This window comes from Dyadobacter sp. CY343 (assembly GCF_021390335.1).
GTDB lineage: Bacteria > Bacteroidota > Bacteroidia > Cytophagales > Spirosomataceae > Dyadobacter.
Genome location: NZ_JAJUXK010000003.1, coordinates 373357 through 394633, shown reverse-complemented (window position 1 = coordinate 394633; position 21277 = coordinate 373357). Strand labels below are relative to the sequence as shown.

Annotated in this window: 19 protein-coding genes and 1 tRNA gene; 13 read left to right on the top strand and 7 right to left on the bottom strand. The window is 45.6% G+C overall.

Annotated features, from left to right (window positions below):
- Positions 1 to 12 precede the first annotated feature (12 nt).
- A complete protein-coding gene (gene rlmD / locus LZG94_RS09940) occupies positions 13 to 1410 on the top strand; it encodes a 23S rRNA (uracil(1939)-C(5))-methyltransferase RlmD (RefSeq protein WP_233791746.1) in 1398 nt (465 codons plus the stop codon).
- A 323-nt stretch (positions 1411 to 1733) separates the two neighbouring features.
- Here rlmD and dnaB read toward each other — a convergent pair whose 3' ends face one another.
- Complete coding sequence (gene dnaB, locus LZG94_RS09935) at positions 1734 to 3347, bottom strand: replicative DNA helicase (protein ID WP_233791745.1); 1614 nt, start codon at positions 3345 to 3347, stop codon at positions 1734 to 1736.
- A 245-nt stretch (positions 3348 to 3592) separates the two neighbouring features.
- Between dnaB and LZG94_RS09930 the strand changes: the two genes are divergently transcribed.
- The 3 genes from LZG94_RS09930 to LZG94_RS09920 are packed head-to-tail and all read left to right on the top strand — an operon-like array spanning position 3593 to position 7602.
- Positions 3593 to 4540, top strand: a complete 948-nt coding sequence (locus tag LZG94_RS09930) for a PhoH family protein (protein WP_215233231.1) — start codon at positions 3593 to 3595, stop codon at positions 4538 to 4540.
- Entirely contained in the window at positions 4521 to 5810 is a 1290-nt protein-coding gene (locus LZG94_RS09925) for a M43 family zinc metalloprotease (RefSeq protein WP_233791744.1), read from the top strand. Before LZG94_RS09930 ends, LZG94_RS09925 begins: the two co-directional genes overlap by 20 nt.
- Before the next feature lies 1 nt (position 5811).
- A complete protein-coding gene (locus LZG94_RS09920) occupies positions 5812 to 7602 on the top strand; it encodes a ComEC/Rec2 family competence protein (protein WP_233791743.1) in 1791 nt (596 codons plus the stop codon).
- Here LZG94_RS09920 and LZG94_RS09915 read toward each other — a convergent pair.
- A complete protein-coding gene (locus LZG94_RS09915; RefSeq protein WP_233791742.1) occupies positions 7596 to 8681 on the bottom strand; it encodes a hypothetical protein in 1086 nt (361 codons plus the stop codon). The two genes, LZG94_RS09920 and LZG94_RS09915, sit on opposite strands and share 7 nt — an antisense overlap.
- Before the next feature lie 68 nt (positions 8682 to 8749).
- Here LZG94_RS09915 and LZG94_RS09910 point away from each other — a divergent pair, with 68 nt between their 5' ends.
- The gene (locus LZG94_RS09910) at positions 8750 to 9229 is read left to right on the top strand and encodes a dCMP deaminase family protein (protein ID WP_233791741.1); all 480 of its coding nucleotides are present in this window, start codon (positions 8750 to 8752) and stop codon (positions 9227 to 9229) included.
- 118 nt (positions 9230 to 9347) lie between these two features.
- Here LZG94_RS09910 and LZG94_RS09905 read toward each other — a convergent pair whose 3' ends face one another.
- Positions 9348 to 9863 (bottom strand): peptidylprolyl isomerase, encoded by a 516-nt coding sequence (locus tag LZG94_RS09905; RefSeq protein WP_215233226.1) that lies wholly within the window; start codon positions 9861 to 9863, stop codon positions 9348 to 9350.
- 97 nt (positions 9864 to 9960) lie between these two features.
- Here LZG94_RS09905 and LZG94_RS09900 point away from each other — a divergent pair, with 97 nt between their 5' ends.
- From LZG94_RS09900 to LZG94_RS09890, 3 genes are read left to right on the top strand one after another with little or no spacing between them, the layout of a single operon-like run.
- Entirely contained in the window at positions 9961 to 10563 is a 603-nt protein-coding gene (locus LZG94_RS09900; RefSeq protein ID WP_233791740.1) for an ACP phosphodiesterase, read from the top strand.
- A 42-nt stretch (positions 10564 to 10605) separates the two neighbouring features.
- A complete protein-coding gene (holA, locus tag LZG94_RS09895; protein WP_233791739.1) occupies positions 10606 to 11625 on the top strand; it encodes a DNA polymerase III subunit delta in 1020 nt (339 codons plus the stop codon).
- A 54-nt stretch (positions 11626 to 11679) separates the two neighbouring features.
- The gene (locus LZG94_RS09890; RefSeq protein ID WP_233791738.1) at positions 11680 to 12591 is read left to right on the top strand and encodes a DNA-3-methyladenine glycosylase; all 912 of its coding nucleotides are present in this window, start codon (positions 11680 to 11682) and stop codon (positions 12589 to 12591) included.
- Here LZG94_RS09890 and LZG94_RS09885 read toward each other — a convergent pair.
- The 4 genes from LZG94_RS09885 to LZG94_RS09870 form a co-directional block, all read right to left on the bottom strand.
- Positions 12556 to 12843 carry an Ada metal-binding domain-containing protein gene (locus tag LZG94_RS09885; RefSeq protein WP_233791737.1) on the bottom strand — a complete coding sequence of 96 codons (288 nt, stop codon included), beginning with the start codon at positions 12841 to 12843 and terminating at the stop codon, positions 12556 to 12558. The genes LZG94_RS09890 and LZG94_RS09885 overlap by 36 nt on opposite strands.
- Position 12844: 1 nt before the next feature.
- Entirely contained in the window at positions 12845 to 13546 is a 702-nt protein-coding gene (locus tag LZG94_RS09880) for a 2OG-Fe(II) oxygenase (RefSeq protein ID WP_233791736.1), read from the bottom strand.
- Positions 13547 to 13643: 97 nt separating this feature from the next.
- Positions 13644 to 15422 (bottom strand): ABC transporter ATP-binding protein, encoded by a 1779-nt coding sequence (locus tag LZG94_RS09875; RefSeq protein WP_233791735.1) that lies wholly within the window; start codon positions 15420 to 15422, stop codon positions 13644 to 13646.
- A 117-nt stretch (positions 15423 to 15539) separates the two neighbouring features.
- A tRNA-Met gene (locus LZG94_RS09870) sits at positions 15540 to 15613 on the bottom strand.
- A 198-nt stretch (positions 15614 to 15811) separates the two neighbouring features.
- Between LZG94_RS09870 and LZG94_RS09865 the strand changes: the two genes are divergently transcribed.
- The 5 genes from LZG94_RS09865 to LZG94_RS09845 all read left to right on the top strand — a co-directional run bounded on the left by LZG94_RS09865 (position 15812) and on the right by LZG94_RS09845 (position 21257).
- Positions 15812 to 16204 (top strand): START-like domain-containing protein, encoded by a 393-nt coding sequence (locus LZG94_RS09865; protein ID WP_215233219.1) that lies wholly within the window; start codon positions 15812 to 15814, stop codon positions 16202 to 16204.
- A complete protein-coding gene (locus tag LZG94_RS09860) occupies positions 16204 to 17697 on the top strand; it encodes an LptF/LptG family permease (protein WP_215233218.1) in 1494 nt (497 codons plus the stop codon). Before LZG94_RS09865 ends, LZG94_RS09860 begins: the two co-directional genes overlap by 1 nt.
- Before the next feature lie 104 nt (positions 17698 to 17801).
- On the top strand, positions 17802 to 18077 hold the full coding sequence (gene rpsO, locus LZG94_RS09855) for a 30S ribosomal protein S15 (protein ID WP_215233217.1): 276 nt from the start codon (positions 17802 to 17804) through the stop codon (positions 18075 to 18077).
- 110 nt (positions 18078 to 18187) lie between these two features.
- A complete protein-coding gene (pnp, locus tag LZG94_RS09850) occupies positions 18188 to 20329 on the top strand; it encodes a polyribonucleotide nucleotidyltransferase (protein ID WP_233791734.1) in 2142 nt (713 codons plus the stop codon).
- 64 nt (positions 20330 to 20393) lie between these two features.
- Positions 20394 to 21257, top strand: a complete 864-nt coding sequence (locus LZG94_RS09845; protein WP_015810559.1) for an RNA polymerase sigma factor RpoD/SigA — start codon at positions 20394 to 20396, stop codon at positions 21255 to 21257.
- The last annotated feature ends 20 nt before the right edge of the window (positions 21258 to 21277 follow it).

The window sequence follows — 21277 nt, the reverse complement described above, 5'->3', positions numbered from 1 at the left end:
AAAAAAAGGAGTATGCTCAAAAACAACACTTATGAATACGTTGAAATTACCGATTTTGCGGCAGAAGGCAAATGTATATTTAAATCGGAGGACGGTGTAATTTTTGTAGAAGGAAATGTGGCTCCGGGTGACATCGTTGATTTGCAGATAGTCAAAACAAAGAAGAAATTAAAGGAAGCGATCGTTACAAAAACACACAAATTATCCCCGTTAAGAACTGACCCATATTGTATTCACCACGGCGTTTGCGGCGGTTGCAGGTGGCAGCATATCGACTATCAGCATCAGCTGAAATTCAAGAGACAGCAGGTTATCGACCATTTTGAAAGGATTGGAAAGATCAGAAATGTTGAGATTAACCAGATTGTGGCTGCTCCGAGGACTGAATATTACCGTAATAAGTTGGAATTCACTTTCTCAAACTGGCGCTGGCTTACGAAAGAACAAATGGATTCGGGGCAAACATTCTCTAAGAATGCCCTCGGCTTTCATGTTCCGAAGCGTTTTGACAAGATTTTTACGGTCGATCACTGCCATTTACAGCCCGACCCGTCGAACACGATCCGTAACTCTCTGCACCATTTCGCCAACTTGAAAAGCATTCCTTATTACGACGTGCGTTTCAACGTTGGGATTATGCGGAATTTAGTTGTGCGAACTGCCAATACCGGCGACGTGATGGTGATCGTACAGTTTGGGGCGAATAATGAAGAAATGATCGCCGAGGTGATGGAATATATGCACAAAACGCACCCTGAGATCACTTCGCTGAACTATATTATCAATTTGAAGGGAAACGATTCCTACCAGGATCAGGAAGTAATCCATTATTCGGGCGAGACTTTTATCCGCGAAACGATGGAAGACCTCACGTTTCTGGTCGGGCCGAAATCATTCTATCAAACTAACTCCGACCAGGCTTACCAGCTTTTCAGCGTAGCAAGAGAATATGCAGGTCTGACGGGAAATGAGTCGGTTTACGACTTGTATACAGGAACCGGAACCATTGCAAATTTCGTAGCGAGAAGAGCGAAAAAAGTGGTCGGAGTGGAATACGTGGAAGCCGCCGTTCAGGACGCGCGTCGGAACTCCGAACTGAACGGGATTACGAATACGTCGTTTTTCGCGGGAGATATGCGGAATATCATGAATGAAAGCTTCCTGCAAACCCACGGCAGGCCCGACGTGATTATTACCGACCCGCCACGCGCCGGAATGGACCAGCCGGTTGTAGAAACCATCCTGAAAGCCGCCCCCGATCGCATTGTATATGTGAGCTGCAATACAGCCACCCAGGCGCGCGATCTGGCATTGATGTCGGAAGACTATGAGGTTACAAAAGTGCAGCCCGTAGATATGTTCCCAAACACGCACCACGTGGAGAATGTGGCGCTGCTGGTGAGGCGCTGACCATTTACTCTACCCCTAAATCCCCTAAAGGGGACTTTTTGCGATCTGCAAAGTCCCCTTTTGGGGATTTAGGGGTATTAATGCAAAACGTCCGACTGGGAGTTCGGCTGCGCTCACTCTGACAAGGCTAGTGCCGGGTTGAACCTACGGGGTGTCAGGCTGCGCTCACTCTGACAGGCTAGTGCCGGGTTGAACCTACGGGGTGTCAGGCTGCGCTCACACTGACAGGCTAGTGCTGGGTTGAACTCACGGGGTGTCAGGCTGCGCTCACTCTGACAGGCTAGTGTCAGGCTGAGCGAACGGGGCCGCCCGGCGGCCGAAGTCTAAAACGGTGGTTCGCTATCCGGCCCTTTGTAATCAAAATTACTCAGGTCATTTGCGCGGCTTCTTAATGTGCCGCCGGCTGATGATGGATTTGCCTGGCTTTCGAATGAGCCGATTGGGTTGCTGGTCTGAATGGGGCGATCCACTGTGAATGGGGCTGGCGTATAGCCTGAATCCAGATCGGTAAACTTGGTATATTTTCCGATAAACCGGAGTTGAACTGTATCCAGCGATCCTGCCCGGTTTTTAGCGACAATGACTTCACCAATTCCCGCAACCGAATTTCCTGCTTCATCCTCGGTAATGCCGTAATATTCAGGACGGTACAAGAACAATACCATATCTGCATCCTGCTCGATCGAACCGGATTCCCTTAAATCCGAAAGCTGCGGCCTTTTTTCTCCTCCACGCGTTTCAACTGCCCGGCTGAGCTGTGACAATGCGATTACCGGCACATCCAATTCTTTCGCGAGGTTTTTAAGCGATCGCGAAATCATCGCAATTTCCTGTTCCCTGTTACCCGCACCCTTGCCACCGGTATCGCCGGTCATCAGCTGCAGGTAGTCAATCACGATCATTTGAATATCGTGCTGCGCTTTCAAACGGCGACATTTTGCCCGCAATTCCAAAATGGACAGGGCAGGGGTGTCGTCGATAAAAATAGGGGCATTGGTAAGGCGGTGAATGCGGTGGTGGAGCTGCTCCCACTCGTGCGGGGCAAGGCTACCTTTTCTGATTTTGTCACTGTCAATCTCCGCTTCGGCCGAGATAAGCCTGTTTACAAGCTGTACTGAGGACATTTCGAGGGAGAATATCGCTACCGGCATATTGAATTCCACCGCTGCATTCCGGAGTGAGGAAACGACGAATGCCGTTTTTCCCATACCCGGACGAGCCGCGAGGATCATTAATTCGGTTTTCTGCCAGCCGGAAGTAAGTCTGTCCAGTGCGCTGAAACCTGACGGAACGCCCGTTAAACCGTCTTTATTATTTTTCTTCTGATCAAGTTCAGCCAATGCCTGCCGCATCAGCGCGCCCATGTCAGCGTAGTTTTTCTTGATATTGGATTCCGAGATCTGAAACAGGTTCTGTTCCATTTTATCCAGAAGCATAAATACGTCCGTCGTCTCCTCAAATGCGTCGCGCTGGATCTCGGAGGCGATTTTAATCAGCTCCCTTTTAATATAAGCCTGGGAGATGATCCTTGCGTGGAATTCGATGTTGGCCGCCGAGTTAACCTTGCTCGTCAGCTGCATAATATAAGTCGCGCCGCCGATCATTTCGAGTTCCCCGGTACTGCGTAGTTTGGCAGTAACGGTCAGCATATCAATCGGTTCTGAATCAGCGAAAAGCGTGATGATCGCACTGTAAATGCGGATGTGTGACTCTTTGTAAAAACTGTCGGGCCGGAGAATGTCAGCTACTGCTGTCAACGCATCCTTTTCGATCATCAAAGCACCCAGAACAGCCTCCTCCATATCCACAGCTTGTGGAGGTAACTTGCTGATATTCTGATCCATAGACGGGGTTCTGGCGCCGTACGGTTTCTTTGCGAATGCACCGGATTTGGAGCCTTGTCTCGACTGATTATTGGGGCCTTTTTCGTTTTCCATAGGAAAACAAAGTTACGCAATGCGGGGCGCGTTCGAAAGAAAGAGCCGGGAAGTTCGCTCAATATTTTTTTCTCAAAAAGGTTATTTTTTCAGCTACTCTGATAATGAAAGAGTTGCCCGGGAAATGGTGTTTTTTGCAAAGTTTTTTCGATCTTGAAATTGGAAATTCTGTTTATGCGTTTTATAAATGTTGGTATTATTACTAAATTTTAGAACAAATAGGTAAACACTAAACTTTGATTCATTTGCTGGAAAAAATCATCACGCTCGAAGACGTTTCAATGGTGGACTTTTTGGGTATTCATAATGTGAATATCAAGGAAGTTGCCGCAGCTTTCCCGGAAAGCAAGATCATTTCACGAGGCAACGAAATCCGTATCCAGGGCACAGCGCCGGAGATCATCAGAATAACGGATGTAATGGATTCACTACTTGCGCACTATCAGAAGTACGGAAAAATCACGAATGATAATGTAAAAGGATATCTGAACGGGATTTCTAAAACGCCGGTAGCCGGTGGAGAGGATGACGATGATGTAATCGTTTACGGGAACAAAGGGCTGGTTATCAAAGCCAAAACCACAAATCAGCGGCTCCTCGTCGAGCAGGCTGCTAAATATGACCTCGTATATGCGGTAGGTCCGGCGGGAACGGGGAAAACCTATACCGCGGTTGCAATCGCTGTGCGGGCACTGAAAAATAAGGAAGTCAAGAAAATTATCATTACTCGTCCGGCCGTAGAGGCTGGCGAGAACCTGGGATTTTTACCCGGAGACCTGAAAGAAAAGATCGATCCTTACCTTCGGCCGATCTACGACGCGCTCGACGATATGATCCCACCTGAAAAGCTGAAACTCTATCTCGAAAGCCGCACGATCGAAATCGCGCCACTTGCTTACATGCGCGGGCGGACTTTAAATAATGCTTTTATATTGCTGGATGAAGCCCAGAACACGACGCCAATGCAGATGAAAATGTTTCTGACGCGTATGGGGCCAAGTTCCAAGGCGATTATCACCGGTGACAAATCGCAGATCGACCTTCCCAAGAATCTTAAATCAGGTCTGATCGATTCGCTGACCGTTTTGAAAGGGATCAAGGGGATCAGTTTTGTGGAATTGGATGGGTCCGATGTGGTAAGGCACCGCCTGGTTAAGGATATTTTGGCTGCTTATGAAAAATCAGAGCAATAGTTGGCTCATCATTTTACTGCTGGTATTAGGTACTGCCTCACTTTCAGTGGCGCAGTTACCTGATGCTGCTTTGATCCGCTGCGCGACTACAGAGCAGGATTCTGTGAGAATGTCCCGAAATCCCAGTCTTTTGAAGTTGAGACAGCAATCGGAAACAGTAATTCAGCAGCATATCAACCGCAGCAGGCTTAACAGGCGGACCAATGCGGATGAGATCATTACGATTCCCGTCGTTGTTCACGTTGTACACGCACAAGAAAATAATAGCCTCGGTGGGGCAGGCAATGCGAATATCACCGACCAGCAGGTGGAGAGCCAGATAGAAGTTTTGAATGAGGATTACGGCAATACCTCTGGTTACAAAGGATTTTATACGGATTCACTGGCCGTTGATACACGGATCCGGTTCAAACTGGTGACCGTTGTCCGTACTTATAATGCAAAGGCCCAGTTCAGCCCGATCGCTGATGCGGAGCAATTAGCCGAAATTTCGCCTGCGTGGTCTACTAACCGTTATCTGAATATTTGGGTTTGTAAATTGAATGACAGGTACTTAGGCACTTCCCAGTTTCCGGTAGTTACGGAGTTGAATGACCTGACGCGCGGTTTGGCGACCACGGAAGACGAAGTAACAGACGCTCTCACGGACGGTGTGATCATTGATTACAGGTATTTCGGTAGAAATGCACCAGCGATCACGAGCCGCATTTATAATCTGGGAAGAACAACAACCCACGAAGTTGGTCACTGGCTCGGACTGATCCATATCTGGGGCGACCGGGATTGCGGAACGGATCATATTGCAGACACGCCAACTGCTTTTACTAAAAATGAAACTACCGACGTGGAATGTACCCCGGTATTTTCCCAATGTCGCGGCGTGACAACCCGCAATATGATCGAGAATTACATGGATTACTCTCCCGACGCGTGCATGAGCGTTTTCACGAATGACCAGATGGAGCGGATGCACGCAATACTTGAACTAAGTCCGAGAAGGGCTCAGCTGGTTGCATTTTCCAAGATCACCACCGAAGACCTATTAGTGAATATTTATCCAAATCCGGTTCAGGAAACACTTTTTTCAAGCATTTTCACCCCTGGCTATGAGGTATTCACAGTCAGCGTCTTTAACCAGAGAGGCCAAAAGGTCATTCAGGACACAGTTAACAGAACATCACTCAACGTAAAAAATCTCCCCAGCGGGCTTTATTTCTATAAAGTCGAGACACCCTCAAAGACGCTGACCAAGAAATTTTACGTGAGGTAATATGTTTTCAAAAGCGCCGTTTGTCGGCTTTGTGCTGCTCTTTATCGCCGGTATTCTGCTGGGCGGTTTTTTCTTTTCGTTTAAAATTCTCTCGGAGATATCGTCGCTCGTACTGCTCACTATTGCTGTTATTTCGTCCATTCTCTGCTATCAGTTTCAGCTCAAAGCAGGAACGAGCGTTTCAATATGGTTGTCGCTGATCTGCCTGGGAGCCTTCTGCCGCGTTGCTGCTGAGGAAAGTCGCGATGCTATTATTGTCTCTTTGGAAAACTCACATTACACTGCTTATGAAGCGGTTATTGCGAGTCTGCCTGAGAAGCGCCAGAAAACGGTGCGTTTTGAAGTGGAGATCACAAGGATTCTTGAAAACGGATTATGGATTTCAATGCCGGCGAGAGGGCTTATCAATATCCCGGCCGACGCTGACCAAATTCCACGACCCGGCGACAAAATCGTTGTGAAGGGGAGACTCGAACGACCTTTTCTTGCTATGAATCCTGAACAGTTTGATTACCGAAAGTATCTGCGGAACAAGGGTATTTTGTGGACTGATCAGTTAAGGCAAGGATCGTTTGCCGTAATTCACGCATCTTCCAGTGCAGCATCGCTCCGGCTTTGGCTCACTGGTATATCGGACTGGGCAGATACGCGTTTCCGGGAAAATCTGCCCGACGATCGTTCTTACGGTTTGGTCAAAGCAATGCTATTAGGCCGGCGCGATGATTTGCAGGCTGAGCAGACTGATGATTACATTGCCTCGGGTTCGGTCCATATTTTGTCGGTATCCGGCATGCACGTCGCTATTATCTTTTTGATGATCACGACGGTGCTCGGCTGGCTGAAAAAGTGGCGCTACGGGAAGCTGTTGTACGTTAGCATTATTACGCTGCTATTGGTTTTCTACGCGCTTGCTACCGGTTTTTCTCCTTCCGTTCAGCGGGCGACGATCATGTGTATTGTGTTTGTGCTGGCCGAGGTTTCGGGCAGAAAGCATTATTCGATGAATACGCTGGGCATTTCTGCGCTGCTGATCCTGCTGTTTGATCCGTCTGCACTATTTGATGTGGGCTTTCAGCTGTCTTACCTGGCGATGACGGGGATATTTCTGTTCTACGAGCCAATCTATTCGATTTTTAACCCTGCGAACCGATGTACTAAGTTCATCTGGCAAATTTCTGCACTCGCATTTGCGGCTCAGTTGGCCACTTTTCCGCTCAGTATCTTCTATTTCCACCAGTTTCCAACCTATTTCTGGCTGGTCAATCCTTTCGTGATCGCATTTACCAATATCCTGCTGCCAGCCGCATTGGTTTTGCTTTTGGTCAGCTTTACAAATCTGGATTGGTTGCAATGGGTTGTAAATCAGGTGGTCGACTGGTCTGCGTACCTCACTAATATTTCGGCCAGCGTTCCTAAAAATCTACCTGGTTACTTAATTGAGAACGTTAATCTCGGGCTCTTGGAAACAGTATTGCTTTATGCAGTTTTCCTGATGATCTGGGTAGCTTATGAGAAAAGGGAATATCAGTATTTGAAATATGGTTTTGCATTAACTTTTGTATTCATTACGCTATCTGTTTCGACGCGCATGCAGTCTTATTTAACAACCGAAACCATTTCATTTAGCATCCCAAAACATACCGTAGGAGGGTATAAGTACGGAAATAAATTGTATTTGGTAGGCGACGACAGTTTCAAATCTGACACGCACGCATTTGATTTTTATATAAAAAACTATGCGGTCACGCGGGAGATCGGCGAGACGATATTTATTTCCTCAAAACCTCACTGAACTTCGTAGACTGCCGCTATCTGCGCCGCTACTTTTTTGTCCCACGCAGCTTGTGCGCCCGCATTCAGTCCGTGGCCGGTTTCGCCGTCATATTGTTCCTGATCGCGGTTCATTTCCCGGAATGCTTCCAAAAACTGGTATTGGATTTCGCTGTCGTAATCCTGAATGGTAAGATCCGCTTTTCGAAGCCGCTCCTTGAATTTTTCGACAACCAGCCGCGTAATATCAAAATGGATCTGTTCGTGGCGTAAGGTTCCCGCATTCCGCGATTCCGGTCGGCCCCAGGACATACTTTTGACCATAAAAGTTTTCAACCCAATCTCTACAACCAGATCGTTATCCTTCGGGTAGGAGCGACCCTCGTAGCCAAAACTTGTAAAAACGGCAGCTGCGTATCGGCTGCCCGGTTTTCCGGTCCGTACTTTGAAATCGTCCCAGATCAATGGTCTTTTGGGTGAATAAAAAACAGTATCCTCGCTCGCCGCATTCACTATCTCTTTGAAAACCAATACCAAATTTCTCGCAAGAGCCGGATTCTTGCCCGTATTGCTCACCATCCATTTCTGAAAATGTGCCAGCGACTGGTCGAGCAGCTGCTTGACGAGCTTTTGATAATCATAATCCTGTTCAGGCCGGGTATAAGTCGCACTGGTAAGGTAACCAGTAAGCTCAACAGGTTCCATATCGCGGTACCAGCGGAATTTAACATTGAGTTTCACCTCGCCCGTCACTTTGTTCGGACCAACCCTTTTTTCATTAAGCGACAGCTCTTTTACCGTGACATAAAGCGGCAGGTGAGACGGATCTTTTTTGGGGGCCAGGAAAGTCCAGTAACTGAACAGTTCCTTTTCAGCAGTTGCCGGCAGTGAAACAGGTACCTCTTTCCCTAAGGCGACCACTTTTCCCAGCCCTGCACCCGGTAATACCCTTTTATCTTCCACTTCCTGGATGTAAAATTTATAGGATTTGAACAAACCTGCGGGATCCCGGTTCAGGTTCAGGATAATGCGGTTCTGCTGCGCCTGAGTTGCAAAGGCAATACAGAAAAGGAATATAGAAAGCAAAAACCGGCGCATCATAGTATTAGTCTGTGTTGAAACAAGCGGTCATTTATCTAAGTTTGCATAAAATATTTACAGTAAACCGAATGACATTACCTACAACGAATTTGCGGCCGGAATTTGATGACATTTTCATGGAATTGGCAAAAAATTTGGCCAAACGTTCTCATTGCATCAAAGCTCAGGTCGGCGCCGTGCTTACAAAAGATACGAGAATCATTTCAATAGGATACAACGGTCCGCCGGCGGGAACGCACAATTGCGATGAGGAATTTCCCGGAGTAGGTTGTCCGAGAGACGCAAAAGGAAGCTGCTCTCTGGCTTTGCACGCAGAGCAGAATGCAATTTTGTTTGCAGTTAAAAACGGCTCCAATATCGAGGGATCGACCTTATTTGTAACACTCGCCCCCTGCATTGCCTGCGCCAGGGTGATCTATACAATGAAGATCAAAAAAGTAATTTTCCTACATTCCTACGCCGCATACAAGGGGATCGCAATAGAGGAAGGGGTGGAGTTTTTGAAGAGATTTGGGGTGGAGGTGGAGCAATATTTAATGAGTGAATGAGTGAGTTAGTGAATGACCGAATGAATGAATGATAGAATGTTATTAATTAAAATTATTCACTCATTCACTCATTCGCAATTCACTCATTTGACCTTTTCAATCATTCACTCATTCAAAATTAATGATGATGCACACCACCAGCTCCATGCACGTGTCCGTGGCTGATTTCTTCTGGTGTTGCTTCGCGGACTGAGAGGATCTGGCCGGAAAAATGCATATCCTTGCCTGCAAGCGGGTGGTTGAAGTTCATTACAACCAGGTCGCCTTTAATTTCTACAACCTGTCCGTGCATTCTTTCACCGTCTTCGTTGGTCATAGGAATGATATTTCCGATCTGAAGTAGCTCATCCTGGTTCACATCTTCCATCTGGAAAACCGCTTTTGGAAGCTCTACAATCGCTTCTTCGTCGTACTCACCGTAGCCTTCTTCTGCTTCCACAGTGAAATCGAAGGTATCTCCGGCGGACAAACCTTCAATCTGATTTTCAAATCCCTCCGGCAATCCGCTGATACCGTGGATAAAGTACATGGGGTCGGTTTCGTTAACGACTTCAACAACATCCATTTCTCCGTCGGAATCAGGAATTTGTAAGTTATATGTTAACGCGACGACGTTATTTTTTTCGACTTTCATTTGTTCGTTTGATTAAAATGAATGTTGTTGTAAAATAATTGTTCCATAAAAGGAGTAGTAGCAAACCTACGGCAATTTTCTTCAAAAATTAATTGATATGAATTTTTTAGCCCACATTTTGCTGTCTGGGGAGCGTGAGGGGGTTATGATGGGAAATTATGTGGGCGATTTTGTGAAGGGTCGTTTGACTGAGAACAAGACGGCAAACTGGAACCCGGAATATGTGATCGGTCTCAAATTGCATCGATTTATAGATTCTTTCACAGACACGCACGAAGAGGTACGCGCGGCAAAAGCGGTGGCGGCGAAGGCAATGGGCAGGCTGGCCGGGATCGTGGTGGATATTTATTTTGATTACTTTCTTGCGAAGCATTTTGCAGAATATCATCAGGATCCGCTCTTCGTTTATGCGCATGCGACCTATTCTACCATTGAAAAAAATGAATACCTAGTCCCAGAAGAAATGATCCCGATGGTGAGAGCGATGATCCGTCAGGATTGGCTGACCGGCTATGCGACTTTTGAAGGGATTGATACCACATTTCAGCGACTGTCCCGCCGCGCTGCTTACCTCGAACCGATCAGGGTGGCTGGCCTGGATTTGCGGGAGAACGAAGCATTTTATTACGAAAAGTTTTTGCTGTTCTTTCCACAATTACAGAAAAGTGCAGCAAGATTCATCGAGGAGCAGGCTGCCTGACAATCGCATTAGAGCTACTTTTATTCAGATTTTATTACACAAATGGCACATACTCCCGATAGTATTCTCAAAGATATCAAACAGAAAAAATACCTTCCTATCTATTTTCTCCACGGTGACGAGCCCTATTATATCGACTCGATTGCCGAGGAACTCGAAAAACGCATTGTGCCGGAGTCGGAAAAGGGTTTTAATCAGTTTGTATTGTATGGAAAAGATACCGACGTGACCGGCGTTTTGAGCTACGCACGGAGATTCCCGTTCATGTCGGAGAAGCAGCTGGTTTTGGTAAAAGATGCGAACAAACTGGGCGGTATTGAGCAGAAGGACCAGTTGGCGCGACTGGAAGATTACGCTAAAAATCCGGCTCCCAGCACGGTGCTGGTATTTTGCTTCCACGCAAATGCCGACGAGCGCCGCGCTTATATCAAGGCGATCCATGCAGTTGGAGCGGTGGTACCTTCCAAGAAAATGTATGATAACAAGCTGCCGGACTGGGTTACCTCATTTTGTCAGCACGAAGGCGTGAAAATCAGTCCAAAGGCGGTTTTAATGCTGGTCGACAACATTGGCAACGATCTGAAACGACTTTCGAACGAGATCAGGAAGGTAATGGTGAATCTGAAAGCCGGCGAGGGGATCGATGCGGCGGCGGTGGAGCGGTTTATAGGGATTAGCAAGGAATACAATGTTTTTGAATTCCAGAAAGCATTAATGGTCCGTGATGTGTTGAAAGCCAATCAAATAGCCAGTTATTTTTCTGCAAATTCAAAGGATAACCCGCTGGCGCCTATTCTCATTATTCTATATAATTTTTACTCCAAATTACTACTGGCACACAAAAGTGCGGATAAGTCGGAAAAAGGACTTGCGGCCGAGCTGGGTGTAAATCCGTATTTCGTGAAAGATTACGTCACTGCTTGCCGAAATTACCCCTTGCCCAAAGTGGCCAATATCATTCATTATCTGCGCGAATGCGATGGCCGGATGAAAGGTTTGGACGGTGTGACGATCCCGGAAGGCGAGCTTTTAAGAGAGCTGGTATTCAAGATCGTGCATTGATAAATTAAGCAAGAAACGGCTTTTACGAGTGCTGGCACTACTTTATCTTCGACAATGCTAAAAACTGATACGATTTTAATTCCTATTCCTGCGCTTTTTAGTTTTCAGGAATGTCTCTGGTTCCTCAACAGAAATTACGACGACTGTCTGCACGAGATCCGGCAGGATAGCATTTACAAAGCACTGGAAGTGAAAGGTGAAATGGTTTTGATCAAAGTCACTGAAAACGGCGCTTTTCTTGAACTGGACGTGCTGGAAGGGGATATTGATGCAAATGGAAAAGAATATCTGGTCGCTTACGTGAAAGATTGGTTTGATATGGACAATGCTATTCAACCCTTTTACGACCTGCTGAAAACCGACGGCCGGCTCGCCTATATGACTGACCGATACAAAGGGCTGCGCCTGATCGGCATTTCCAACCTTTTTGAAGCGATTTGCTGGTCGATCATCGGTCAGCAGATCAATCTTTCCTTTGCTTATAAGGTCAAACGCGCGCTGGTCGAGCGATTTGGACAAAGCATTACACGGGACGGTGTGAGCTATTATGTATTTCCGGAGGCTGCAATATTAGCTAAGGTGAGTAAAGAAGAGCTGAAAGCGATCCAGTTTTCGAGCCAGAAAGCGGACTATATGATCGGGATTGCGAAGGCATTTGCTTCCGGCGCACTCAGCAAAGAGATGATTATTGATCTGCCAAACTTCGAGGCAAGGAAAAAGGCTTTGACGGCGCACAAAGGAATTGGGATCTGGACTGCAAACTACGCATTGATGAAATGCCTGCGCGAGCCGCAGGGTATTCCGTTCGGCGACATCGGGCTTTTGAATGCATTGGCCAACCACAATATCATTCAGGACAGAAAAGAGATTGAGAAGATCAATGCACTTTTTGCGCAATATGCGGGCTGGGAAAGTTACCTGGTCTTTTATTTATGGCGAAGTCTGACTGTCCGTGAACCTGCCTGAGTTCTTCCAGTCGAGGTATTTGTCCCGCATACAATGCCCGCAAGGCCGGTAGCCATTTCGAATTGCATCCTGTTCGGACTGGAAGAAAACCCTGTTTCGTTGCTTCATTCTCTTTCCCGATTTGCAGTTTAGCAGCCCGTATATTTTTAATTTTTTGTTTCCACCAAAGGCAATAGCACCGTCTGCAATGAGGCGGTACAGCTTTCTGCTCGTAGCAAAGGATTCGGTGCCAATTTGGGAATGGGTTATCATATCAGCTTAAAGCGTCGTGAAAAATGATACCTAATGTAAATCGCTCGCCCGAAAGCACTTCACTTACTCCGTGTTTCATATTAACACGATAATATCCGCGACTGCCGCCTATTGGTCTGAAATTGGTCGTAAATAAAAGAATATCACCTTTATTTGGTCTCAACACGATCGCTTTTGACTGTGCGCGAGGCGTTTGCTGTGTCAGTACAAATTCGCCGCCTGTGTAATCTTCGCCAGCCTGATTCAGAAAAATGACCATCTGAATAGGGAAAAATACATCTCCGTAAAGATCCTGATGCAATGTATTATGTCCGCCTGCGCCATATTTGAGGATGAGCGCGGTCGGTTTATCCTGCCCCCGTGCGTGACACGTTTCCTGAAAAGTCTGAAAATCGGCAGGGTACTTGTGGGGTAGGTTCAACTGCTGCATCCATAGATTTGCAACTGGTGCGAGCCTGTGGTAAAAGCTTTGCCGGAGCTGCTGAATGAGGCCGGGTAGGGGATAATTGAAGTATTTATATTCGCCAAACCCAAAACGATACCGTTCCATGGAAATGGTTTTGCGGTACAATGCCGCATGCTCATAGTCGCCGGAAAGCAGATCGCATTCATCACTGGTCAGCACGCGCTCTATACGAGCGTAACCTTTTGTGTCCAGCTCATTTTCAATAGTTTTCCAGTCAATAGTTTCAGGATTTTCCACGGGCAGAATGTTTTGTCGCCAATATTATTTTAACAAAATTACCCTGACCGCTATTTTACTAAAACCTGAAACTTGCGGAATGCGCAGTGAAATGCGACTATGCGTGTACCACCTGCTCGTCTTTACGCTCACCGATCTGCTGCCGCCACATAGCATAATACAAACCTTTCTCGTCCAGAAGCGATGAATGCGTGCCGGTTTCAATGATCTTTCCTTTTTCTAATACATAGATGCGATCGGCGTGAAGGATGGTGGAGAGCCGGTGCGCGATCATAACGGTAATATGCTGCCGCTGATCGGTAATGCTGCGGATCGTATTGGAAATTTCTTCTTCGGTCAGTGAATCCAGGGCGGAAGTTGCCTCGTCGAATATGATCAGGTTAGGGTTTCGTAGCAATGCGCGCGCAATAGAAAGTCGCTGACGCTCACCGCCCGAAAGTTTCAAACCACCTTCACCGATCACGGTTTCAATGCCATTCTCAGCTCTTGACAAAAGATTATAGCAAGCCGATTTCAATAATACATCCTGGATCATTTCGTCGGTCGCAGTCGGATTAACGAAAAGGAGATTTTCTCTGATAGTACCGGAGAAAAGCTGCGTATCCTGCGTCACAAAGCCTATTTTGTTTCTGATCTCGTCAAAATCAATGGCATTACCGTTGTGATTATTGTAGAAAACACTTCCTTCAATTGGCGGATAAAGTCCAACCAGGAGCTTTACGAGCGTCGTTTTACCAGAGCCCGACGGTCCTACAAATGCGATCGTTTCACCACGTTTAACCCTGAAAGAGATATTTTCTAATGCAGGTCTGTTTGCCGACTGGTGCTGAAATCTGACATTATTAAATTCCAGAACCTCAATTTCGCCGATTGTCTCGGGATGCAAAGGTTTCTGCTCGATGGGCCGGGCCAGTAACGTTTGCAGGTTATTCAAAGACGCTTCGGCCTCGCGGTAGGACATTATTACATTCCCCAACTCCTGCAACGGACCGAAAATGAAGAAGGAATAGAACTGCATCATCATCATTTGTCCGACGGTAATCTGGTCGCGGAAGACGAAAAACAGCAGCGCAAACATGATGCATTGCTGCAGGAAATTCACGAACGTACCCTGTATAAAACTGATCGAGCGAATGCTTTTGACCTTTTTCAGTTCCAGTTTGAGGATTTTGAAGGTAGTAGTATTGAGTCTGCCGATCTCCTGCTGGGTAAGTCCAAGGCTTTTTACCAACTCAATATTCCTCAGCGATTCGGTCGTTGAACCGGCAAGCGCGGTGGTTTCGGTGACGATATTCTTTTGAATGGATTTGATCTTGCGGCTTAAAACGCTCGTCAATATAGCCAGCACAATGGATCCTACGAGGTAGATCAGCGGCAGCATCGGGCTCAGCTTAAATGCAACGATCACTACAAATACGATTCCTATCAGCGTAGTAAAGAGCACATTAACGAAATTCATGATGAACTTCTCACAGTCGGCCCGTACTTTTTGAAGAACGGATAATGTTTCGCCGCTGCGCTGATCTTCGAAATCCTGGAAAGGAAGTCGCAGCGCATGCCGGAGCCCGTCGGTATAGAGGTTAGCCCCAAACTTTTGAATCACAACATTGACCAGATAATCCTGAAATGCTTTCGCGATCCGGGAGACCATCGCGGTTCCGATGATCAGCAGCAAACCTGTGAGAACACCTTTGAAAAACGCGTCGTCGAGGCCGTTTTTACGAAAATAGTCCGCCTTATTCGCGTACGGATCTATGAGCAGGTTACCTAAGATATATGGGTTCAAAAGGGAAAAAACCTGATTGATTGACGCCATCAGCAAAGCGAGCAATATCAGCCATTTATAGCGGCTGAGATATTGTAACAATAATTTCATACAGTTCGGGTGAATAGGTGGTTTACCTAGATGGTTAAACTGAAACGTTGGAATTTTAATTCTCGGAGCAGGCAGAAAATAAAAAAGACACCCTGGAAGGATGTCTGAAAATCGAAGTAGCGGGGAGCAGAATCGAACTGCCGACCTTAGGGTTATGAATCCTACGCTCTAACCATCTGAGCTACCCCGCCGTTTAACGTGGTGCAAAAGTATGTTAAATAATTTAATGACACAATACGTTTTCTTTAAAAATGACGAAGAAATTCTGAATTCTGCGTTGCTCAAAATTTATCTTTACAGGCTTTTATTCTTGATTTATGCTATATTACAACTTTTAAGTCAGCGATGCGGCAGGAACTGACTGGGACACCCTTTTAATAGTAGTTCATATGGAAAAATATAAATTTATTACTGAGTTTGAATTGCGTTCCTCTCCCAAAGTGCTCTTTCCATATATCTCGACCCCTTCCGGATTGGAACAGTGGTTTGCCGAAAAAGTCACTGTTTTACCCGATCATCGCTTTGATTTCCAGTGGGACGGTGATAGCCATATTGCCAGACAAACCAGTCTTAGAATTAATAAATCGGTTCGTTTTGATTTTGAAAATACAAGTGACGACAATCTTGATAACAACTACCTGGAACTGAAATTGGAGGTAAGTGAGTTAACTCAGGCAACGTTCCTGCGCGTAAGCGACTATTCGCCCAACCGGGATCGGGATGAGCTTGCTTCGTTGTGGGATGGATTTATGCATAATCTTAGAGATATAGTAGGTAGTTGATGAAAAAGCTTGATAAGCTTGTTTTAATGTCGTTTTGGGGGCCATTTGTAATTACAATGTCGGTCGTGGTATTCGTTTTTCTAATGCGGATCATGATTTTTTACATTGATGATTTCGTCTCCAAAGACCTGGGAATCACGGATTACGCCCAGTTATTCTTCTTTTTTAGTCTGATCACCGTACCCACTGCATTGCCACTGGCTACGTTGCTATCTTCATTAATGGCATTCGGTAACCTGGGTGAATTCTTTGAGCTTACAGCCATTAAGAGTGCAGGGATTTCGGTTGTACGCACGATGTTGCCACTTTTTATCGTGACTTTCGGGATCAGTGTGTTTTCCTTCTTTTTCAACGATAGGGTATCTCCCTGGGCGAATTTGAAGGGATATAGTCTTTTGTATGATATTAAAACCACAAAGGCGACGCTCAAAATAAAGGACGGGATATTTTATAATGATCTGCCCGGATATAGCATTAAAGTAGATAAGAAGGAAGAGAACGGCCGGTTGAAAGGAATGGTCATTTATAAGCACAGTAACCGTTCTTATGAATTCGGTAATACCGAAATTATCCTTGCCGACTCCGGAAGAATGTATTCCATTAATGATAACCGTTACCTGGTTATCGAACTTTATAACGGAACCAGGTATACGGATGAAGCCGCTTCGGGAAATGCCAGGCCGGTATATATTTCTGCCCCAACTGGTTCAACCAAAGCTTTTTCCAATTTCAGCAGGAATTCGTTCAAGCATTACCGGCTTACGGAAAGTCTGGCTTCATTCGGCATGAAGCGTACCGACGAAGGGCAATTCAAGTACCACGAATTCATGAAGAATATCACAGATCTTACCAGTACTGCGGATTCACTTCGGAATTCTTATGTAGAAACAAAGAAGAATCTGGTTTCAGGCAGCCAGCAGTATTACTCCTATAATTACCGGGAGGGAACCGATAAAACAATTAAGAAAGGCGCGTGGATTGATTCCTTGTTGGTGAAACCGGTATCTGATAGTCTGAAAAAAGATATCCTTCAAAATGCGAAAAGTGCTTCTGGCAGCATGCTCAGCTATACGAAGACACAATACGATTACCTTCAAACGAAACTGAAAGACGCGAACCGGTACGAACTGGAAAAGCACCATAAGTATACCAATGCAATATCCTGTCTGATCATGTTCCTGATCGGCGCGCCGCTGGGAGCAATCATCAAAAAAGGTGGGTTTGGTGTACCTGTATTGGTTTCAATCTTGTTTTTTATCCTATTGTACGTTTTAACGAATCAGGGAGATAAGTGGGTGAAGGAAGGTTTGCTGGCAGTCCCACTGGGAGCGTGGATGGCCAATACTATTCTTTTACTGGCCGGATTATATTTCATTGACCGCGCTCGAAGCGACTCCAGTTTGTTTGATAAAGATGTGTATCTGATGTTCGTGAAAAGAATTAAAGAACAGTGGGCAAGTAGATTCGGGAAAAAGGAACTTATCCAATCATAGTAAAATTATATTTTTAATATCACTGCAAAATCGTACTTTTGCAACCTTATTTGCGGCAAGGCGCTGTCAATTACTTCATATTTATTTAATCTGTTGTTACAATCATGTATTTAACCGCGGAAAAGAAGAGCGAGATCTTCGAATCAAAAGGTTTTAAAAAAGAGAGCGGAGACACCGGCTCAGCTGAATCACAAATTGCTTTATTTACGTACCGCATCAACTATTTGAACGAGCACTTAAAGACGCACAAGAAAGACAATGATACGCGTCTTGGTCTTCTTAAAATGGTAGGAAAGCGCAGAAGATTGCTAGACTATCTTTACAAAAATGACATCAATCGCTACCGTGCGATTATCGTCGAATTGAACATACGTAAGTAATTCAAAATCAGGGAACTTCAATAACATGTAAGTTCCCTGATTTTTTGCGGACTTTAGAAAATCATCGGAACGTCAGGACGGCGTTTCACAGCTACAAAAATCACAATTCTATGCTTTTTAATATAGTTACAAAGACTATACCCTTACCTGATGGCAGGGAAATCACTATCGAAACAGGAAAATTAGCGAAGCAAGCCGACGGTTCGGTAGTTGTCAGACTGGGGAATACCATGTTGCTGGCCACAGTTGTAGCTAACAAAGATATCAGAGAAGGACTGGACTTTTTGCCATTATCGGTTGACTATCAGGAGAAATTTGCTTCTGCCGGCCGTATTCCGGGAAGCTTCCAGAGACGCGAAGGTAAACTGTCGGACCACGAAGTATTGACAAGCCGCTTGGTTGACCGTGTACTTCGTCCCTTATTTCCGGATGATTATCACGCAGAAGTTCAGGTTAATATCCTTTTAATATCTGCGGATCACACTGCATTACCTGACGCATTAGCTGCTTTGGCAGCATCTGCCGCACTGGCTGCATCTGATATTCCATTTAATGGTCCGGTATCGGAAGTACGTGTTGCTAAAATCGACGGAGCGTACGCAATCAACCCGGGATCGGCCGAGCTTGAAAGAGCGACGCTGGAGCTAATGGTGGGTGCGACTTACAACGATATTGCGATGGTTGAAGGTGAAATGAGCGAGGTTTCGGAAGAAGAAGTAATCGAAGCGCTCAAAATCGCACACGAAGTTATCAAAACCCAGTGCCTTGCTCTGAAAGAATTCGAAGCGGCAGTTGGCAAAACTGAAAAAAGAGAATATGTAGGTGACGATGCAGATGCAACAGTTGAAGCACGTTTGCGGTCATTTGCTTATGACAAAATATACGCTGTTACCAAACTTGGTTCTGCTAACAAAAATGCCCGTAAAGACGGATTTAAGGCAGTTTGGGAAGAATTTAAAACTACAATAACAGAAGAAGAAGCACCTGAATTTAAAGAAGGTCTTGCGAAACGTTATTTTAACGATCTGGTTTGGGAAGCGTCACGCCGCCTGGTTCTGGACGAAAGAGTTCGCCTGGACGGTCGTCGTTTGGATGAAGTTCGTCCGATCGCATCGGAAGTGGATTTCCTTCCAAACGCGCACGGTTCAGCTCTTTTCACGAGAGGGGAAACTCAGTCTCTGACTACGGTAACATTAGGTACCAAAAACGATGAGCAGATTGTTGATACCACATTAAAATACGGTTATAGCAAATTCATGCTTCATTATAACTTCCCTGGATTTTCTACCGGCGAAGTAAAACCTAACCGCGGACCTGGCCGTCGTGAAGTTGGTCACGGAAACCTGGCACTGCGTGCATTGAAAAAAGTATTGCCAGTGGCGGAAGACAATCCTTACACGATCCGTATCGTTTCTGACATTCTGGAATCAAATGGTTCTTCGTCTATGGCTACCGTTTGCGCAGGTTCACTTGCATTGATGGATTCAGGCTTGAAGATCAAAGCGCCGGTTTCAGGTATTGCGATGGGACTTATCTCAGATGAAGCGACTGGCAAATATGCAGTTCTTTCCGATATTCTTGGAGATGAAGATCACCTTGGAGATATGGATTTCAAAGTAACCGGAACCGAGGCTGGTATTACTGCCTGCCAGATGGATATGAAAGTGAATGGACTTTCGTTTGAAGTATTGACAGAAGCATTAATGCAGGCGAAAGCAGGCAGACTTCATATTCTTGGCGAAATGAACAAGACGATGACAGAAAGCCGCGCGGATCTGAAACCACATACACCACGTGCCATTGTGATCAAAATTGACCGTGATATGATCGGTGCAGTGATCGGGCCCGGTGGAAAAGTTGTTCAGGATATTCAGAAAGAGTCGGGAGCTACCGTTTCTATTGAGGAAAAAGATGGCGCTGGCTTTGTAAGTATATTCTCGGCAGACAAGACTTCAATGGATAAGGCTGTTTCCCGTATCAAAGGTATCATTCTGGTACCTGAAATCGGCGAATTATATACTGGTAAAGTGAAGTCTATAATGCCGTTTGGTGCATTTGTTGAATTCCTGCCTGGCAAAGACGGTTTATTGCATATTTCCGAGGTCAAGTGGGAGCGTCTGGAGACTATGGACGGTGTACTTGAAGTAGGCGAAGAGATTCAGGTTAAGCTGGTTGAAATCGATAAGAAAACGGGTAAATATCGCCTTTCACGCAAGGTATTGTTGCCGAAGCCAGAGAACAAAAATGCATAAAATAGTGTTGGTTCTTTAAGACACTATTGACGTCGTTATATAACATACTTAATAAGAGATATAGATGAGACAGCTAAAGATCAGTAAGCAAATTACCAACCGTGAAAGTCAGTCGCTAGACAAATATCTGCAGGAGATCGGTAAGGTGGATTTGTTGACGCCGGATGAGGAGGTGACATTAGCGCAAAAAATCAGGGATGGAGATCAGCTGGCCTTAGAGAGATTGACCAAAGCAAATCTTAGGTTTGTGGTATCTGTTGCAAAGCAATATCAGAATCAAGGTTTGTCGTTGGGTGATTTGATCAATGAAGGAAATTTAGGATTGATCAAGGCAGCTCAGCGTTTTGATGAGACAAGAGGTTTTAAATTCATTTCATACGCAGTTTGGTGGATCCGCCAGTCTATTTTACAGGCACTGGCAGAACAATCACGTATTGTACGTTTGCCTTTGAACCGGGTAGGTTCTTTGAATAAAATATCCAAGACGTTTTCAGAACTGGAGCAGCGTTTCGAGCGCGAACCTTCACCTGAAGAGCTGGCGGAAGTACTTGAAATTTCGTCTTCTGAGGTAGTTGATACCATGAAGATCTCAGGTCGCCACGTTTCAATGGACGCGCCTTTCGTTCAGGGTGAGGAAAACTCGTTGCTGGATGTATTAGAAAATGATCTGGAAGATAAGCCGGATTCAGGTTTGGTTAACGAATCTTTACGCAAAGAGGTACAAAGGGCACTTTGTACACTTACCCAACGCGAAGCTGACGTGATTGCATTGTATTTCGGCTTGAATGGTGAGCATGCGATGACTTTGGAGGAGATTGGCGAGAAGTTCAACCTTACACGTGAACGCGTTCGTCAAATCAAGGAAAAAGCGATCAGAAGATTGCGTCACGTTTCCAGAAGCAAAGCTTTGAAAACTTACCTTGGTTAATCGTAAGTTAAATATTGAAT

Bases quoted from the DNA above. Each gene is read 5' to 3' on its own strand.
- rlmD (WP_233791746.1), top strand. From the start codon at position 13: ATGCTCAAAAACAACACTTATGAATACGTTGAAATTACCGATTTTGCG.
- dnaB (WP_233791745.1), bottom strand. From the start codon at position 3,347: ATGGAAAACGAAAAAGGCCCCAATAATCAGTCGAGACAAGGCTCCAAA.
- LZG94_RS09925 (WP_233791744.1), top strand. From the start codon at position 4,521: ATGAAAAATCAGAGCAATAGTTGGCTCATCATTTTACTGCTGGTATTA.
- LZG94_RS09920 (WP_233791743.1), top strand. From the start codon at position 5,812: ATGTTTTCAAAAGCGCCGTTTGTCGGCTTTGTGCTGCTCTTTATCGCC.
- LZG94_RS09915 (WP_233791742.1), bottom strand. From the start codon at position 8,681: ATGATGCGCCGGTTTTTGCTTTCTATATTCCTTTTCTGTATTGCCTTT.
- LZG94_RS09910 (WP_233791741.1), top strand. From the start codon at position 8,750: ATGACATTACCTACAACGAATTTGCGGCCGGAATTTGATGACATTTTC.
- LZG94_RS09905 (WP_215233226.1), bottom strand. From the start codon at position 9,863: ATGAAAGTCGAAAAAAATAACGTCGTCGCGTTAACATATAACTTACAA.
- LZG94_RS09900 (WP_233791740.1), top strand. From the start codon at position 9,961: ATGAATTTTTTAGCCCACATTTTGCTGTCTGGGGAGCGTGAGGGGGTT.
- holA (WP_233791739.1), top strand. From the start codon at position 10,606: ATGGCACATACTCCCGATAGTATTCTCAAAGATATCAAACAGAAAAAA.
- LZG94_RS09890 (WP_233791738.1), top strand. From the start codon at position 11,680: ATGCTAAAAACTGATACGATTTTAATTCCTATTCCTGCGCTTTTTAGT.
- LZG94_RS09885 (WP_233791737.1), bottom strand. From the start codon at position 12,843: ATGATAACCCATTCCCAAATTGGCACCGAATCCTTTGCTACGAGCAGA.
- LZG94_RS09875 (WP_233791735.1), bottom strand. From the start codon at position 15,422: ATGAAATTATTGTTACAATATCTCAGCCGCTATAAATGGCTGATATTG.
- LZG94_RS09865 (WP_215233219.1), top strand. From the start codon at position 15,812: ATGGAAAAATATAAATTTATTACTGAGTTTGAATTGCGTTCCTCTCCC.
- LZG94_RS09860 (WP_215233218.1), top strand. From the start codon at position 16,204: ATGAAAAAGCTTGATAAGCTTGTTTTAATGTCGTTTTGGGGGCCATTT.
- rpsO (WP_215233217.1), top strand. From the start codon at position 17,802: ATGTATTTAACCGCGGAAAAGAAGAGCGAGATCTTCGAATCAAAAGGT.
- pnp (WP_233791734.1), top strand. From the start codon at position 18,188: ATGCTTTTTAATATAGTTACAAAGACTATACCCTTACCTGATGGCAGG.
- LZG94_RS09845 (WP_015810559.1), top strand. From the start codon at position 20,394: ATGAGACAGCTAAAGATCAGTAAGCAAATTACCAACCGTGAAAGTCAG.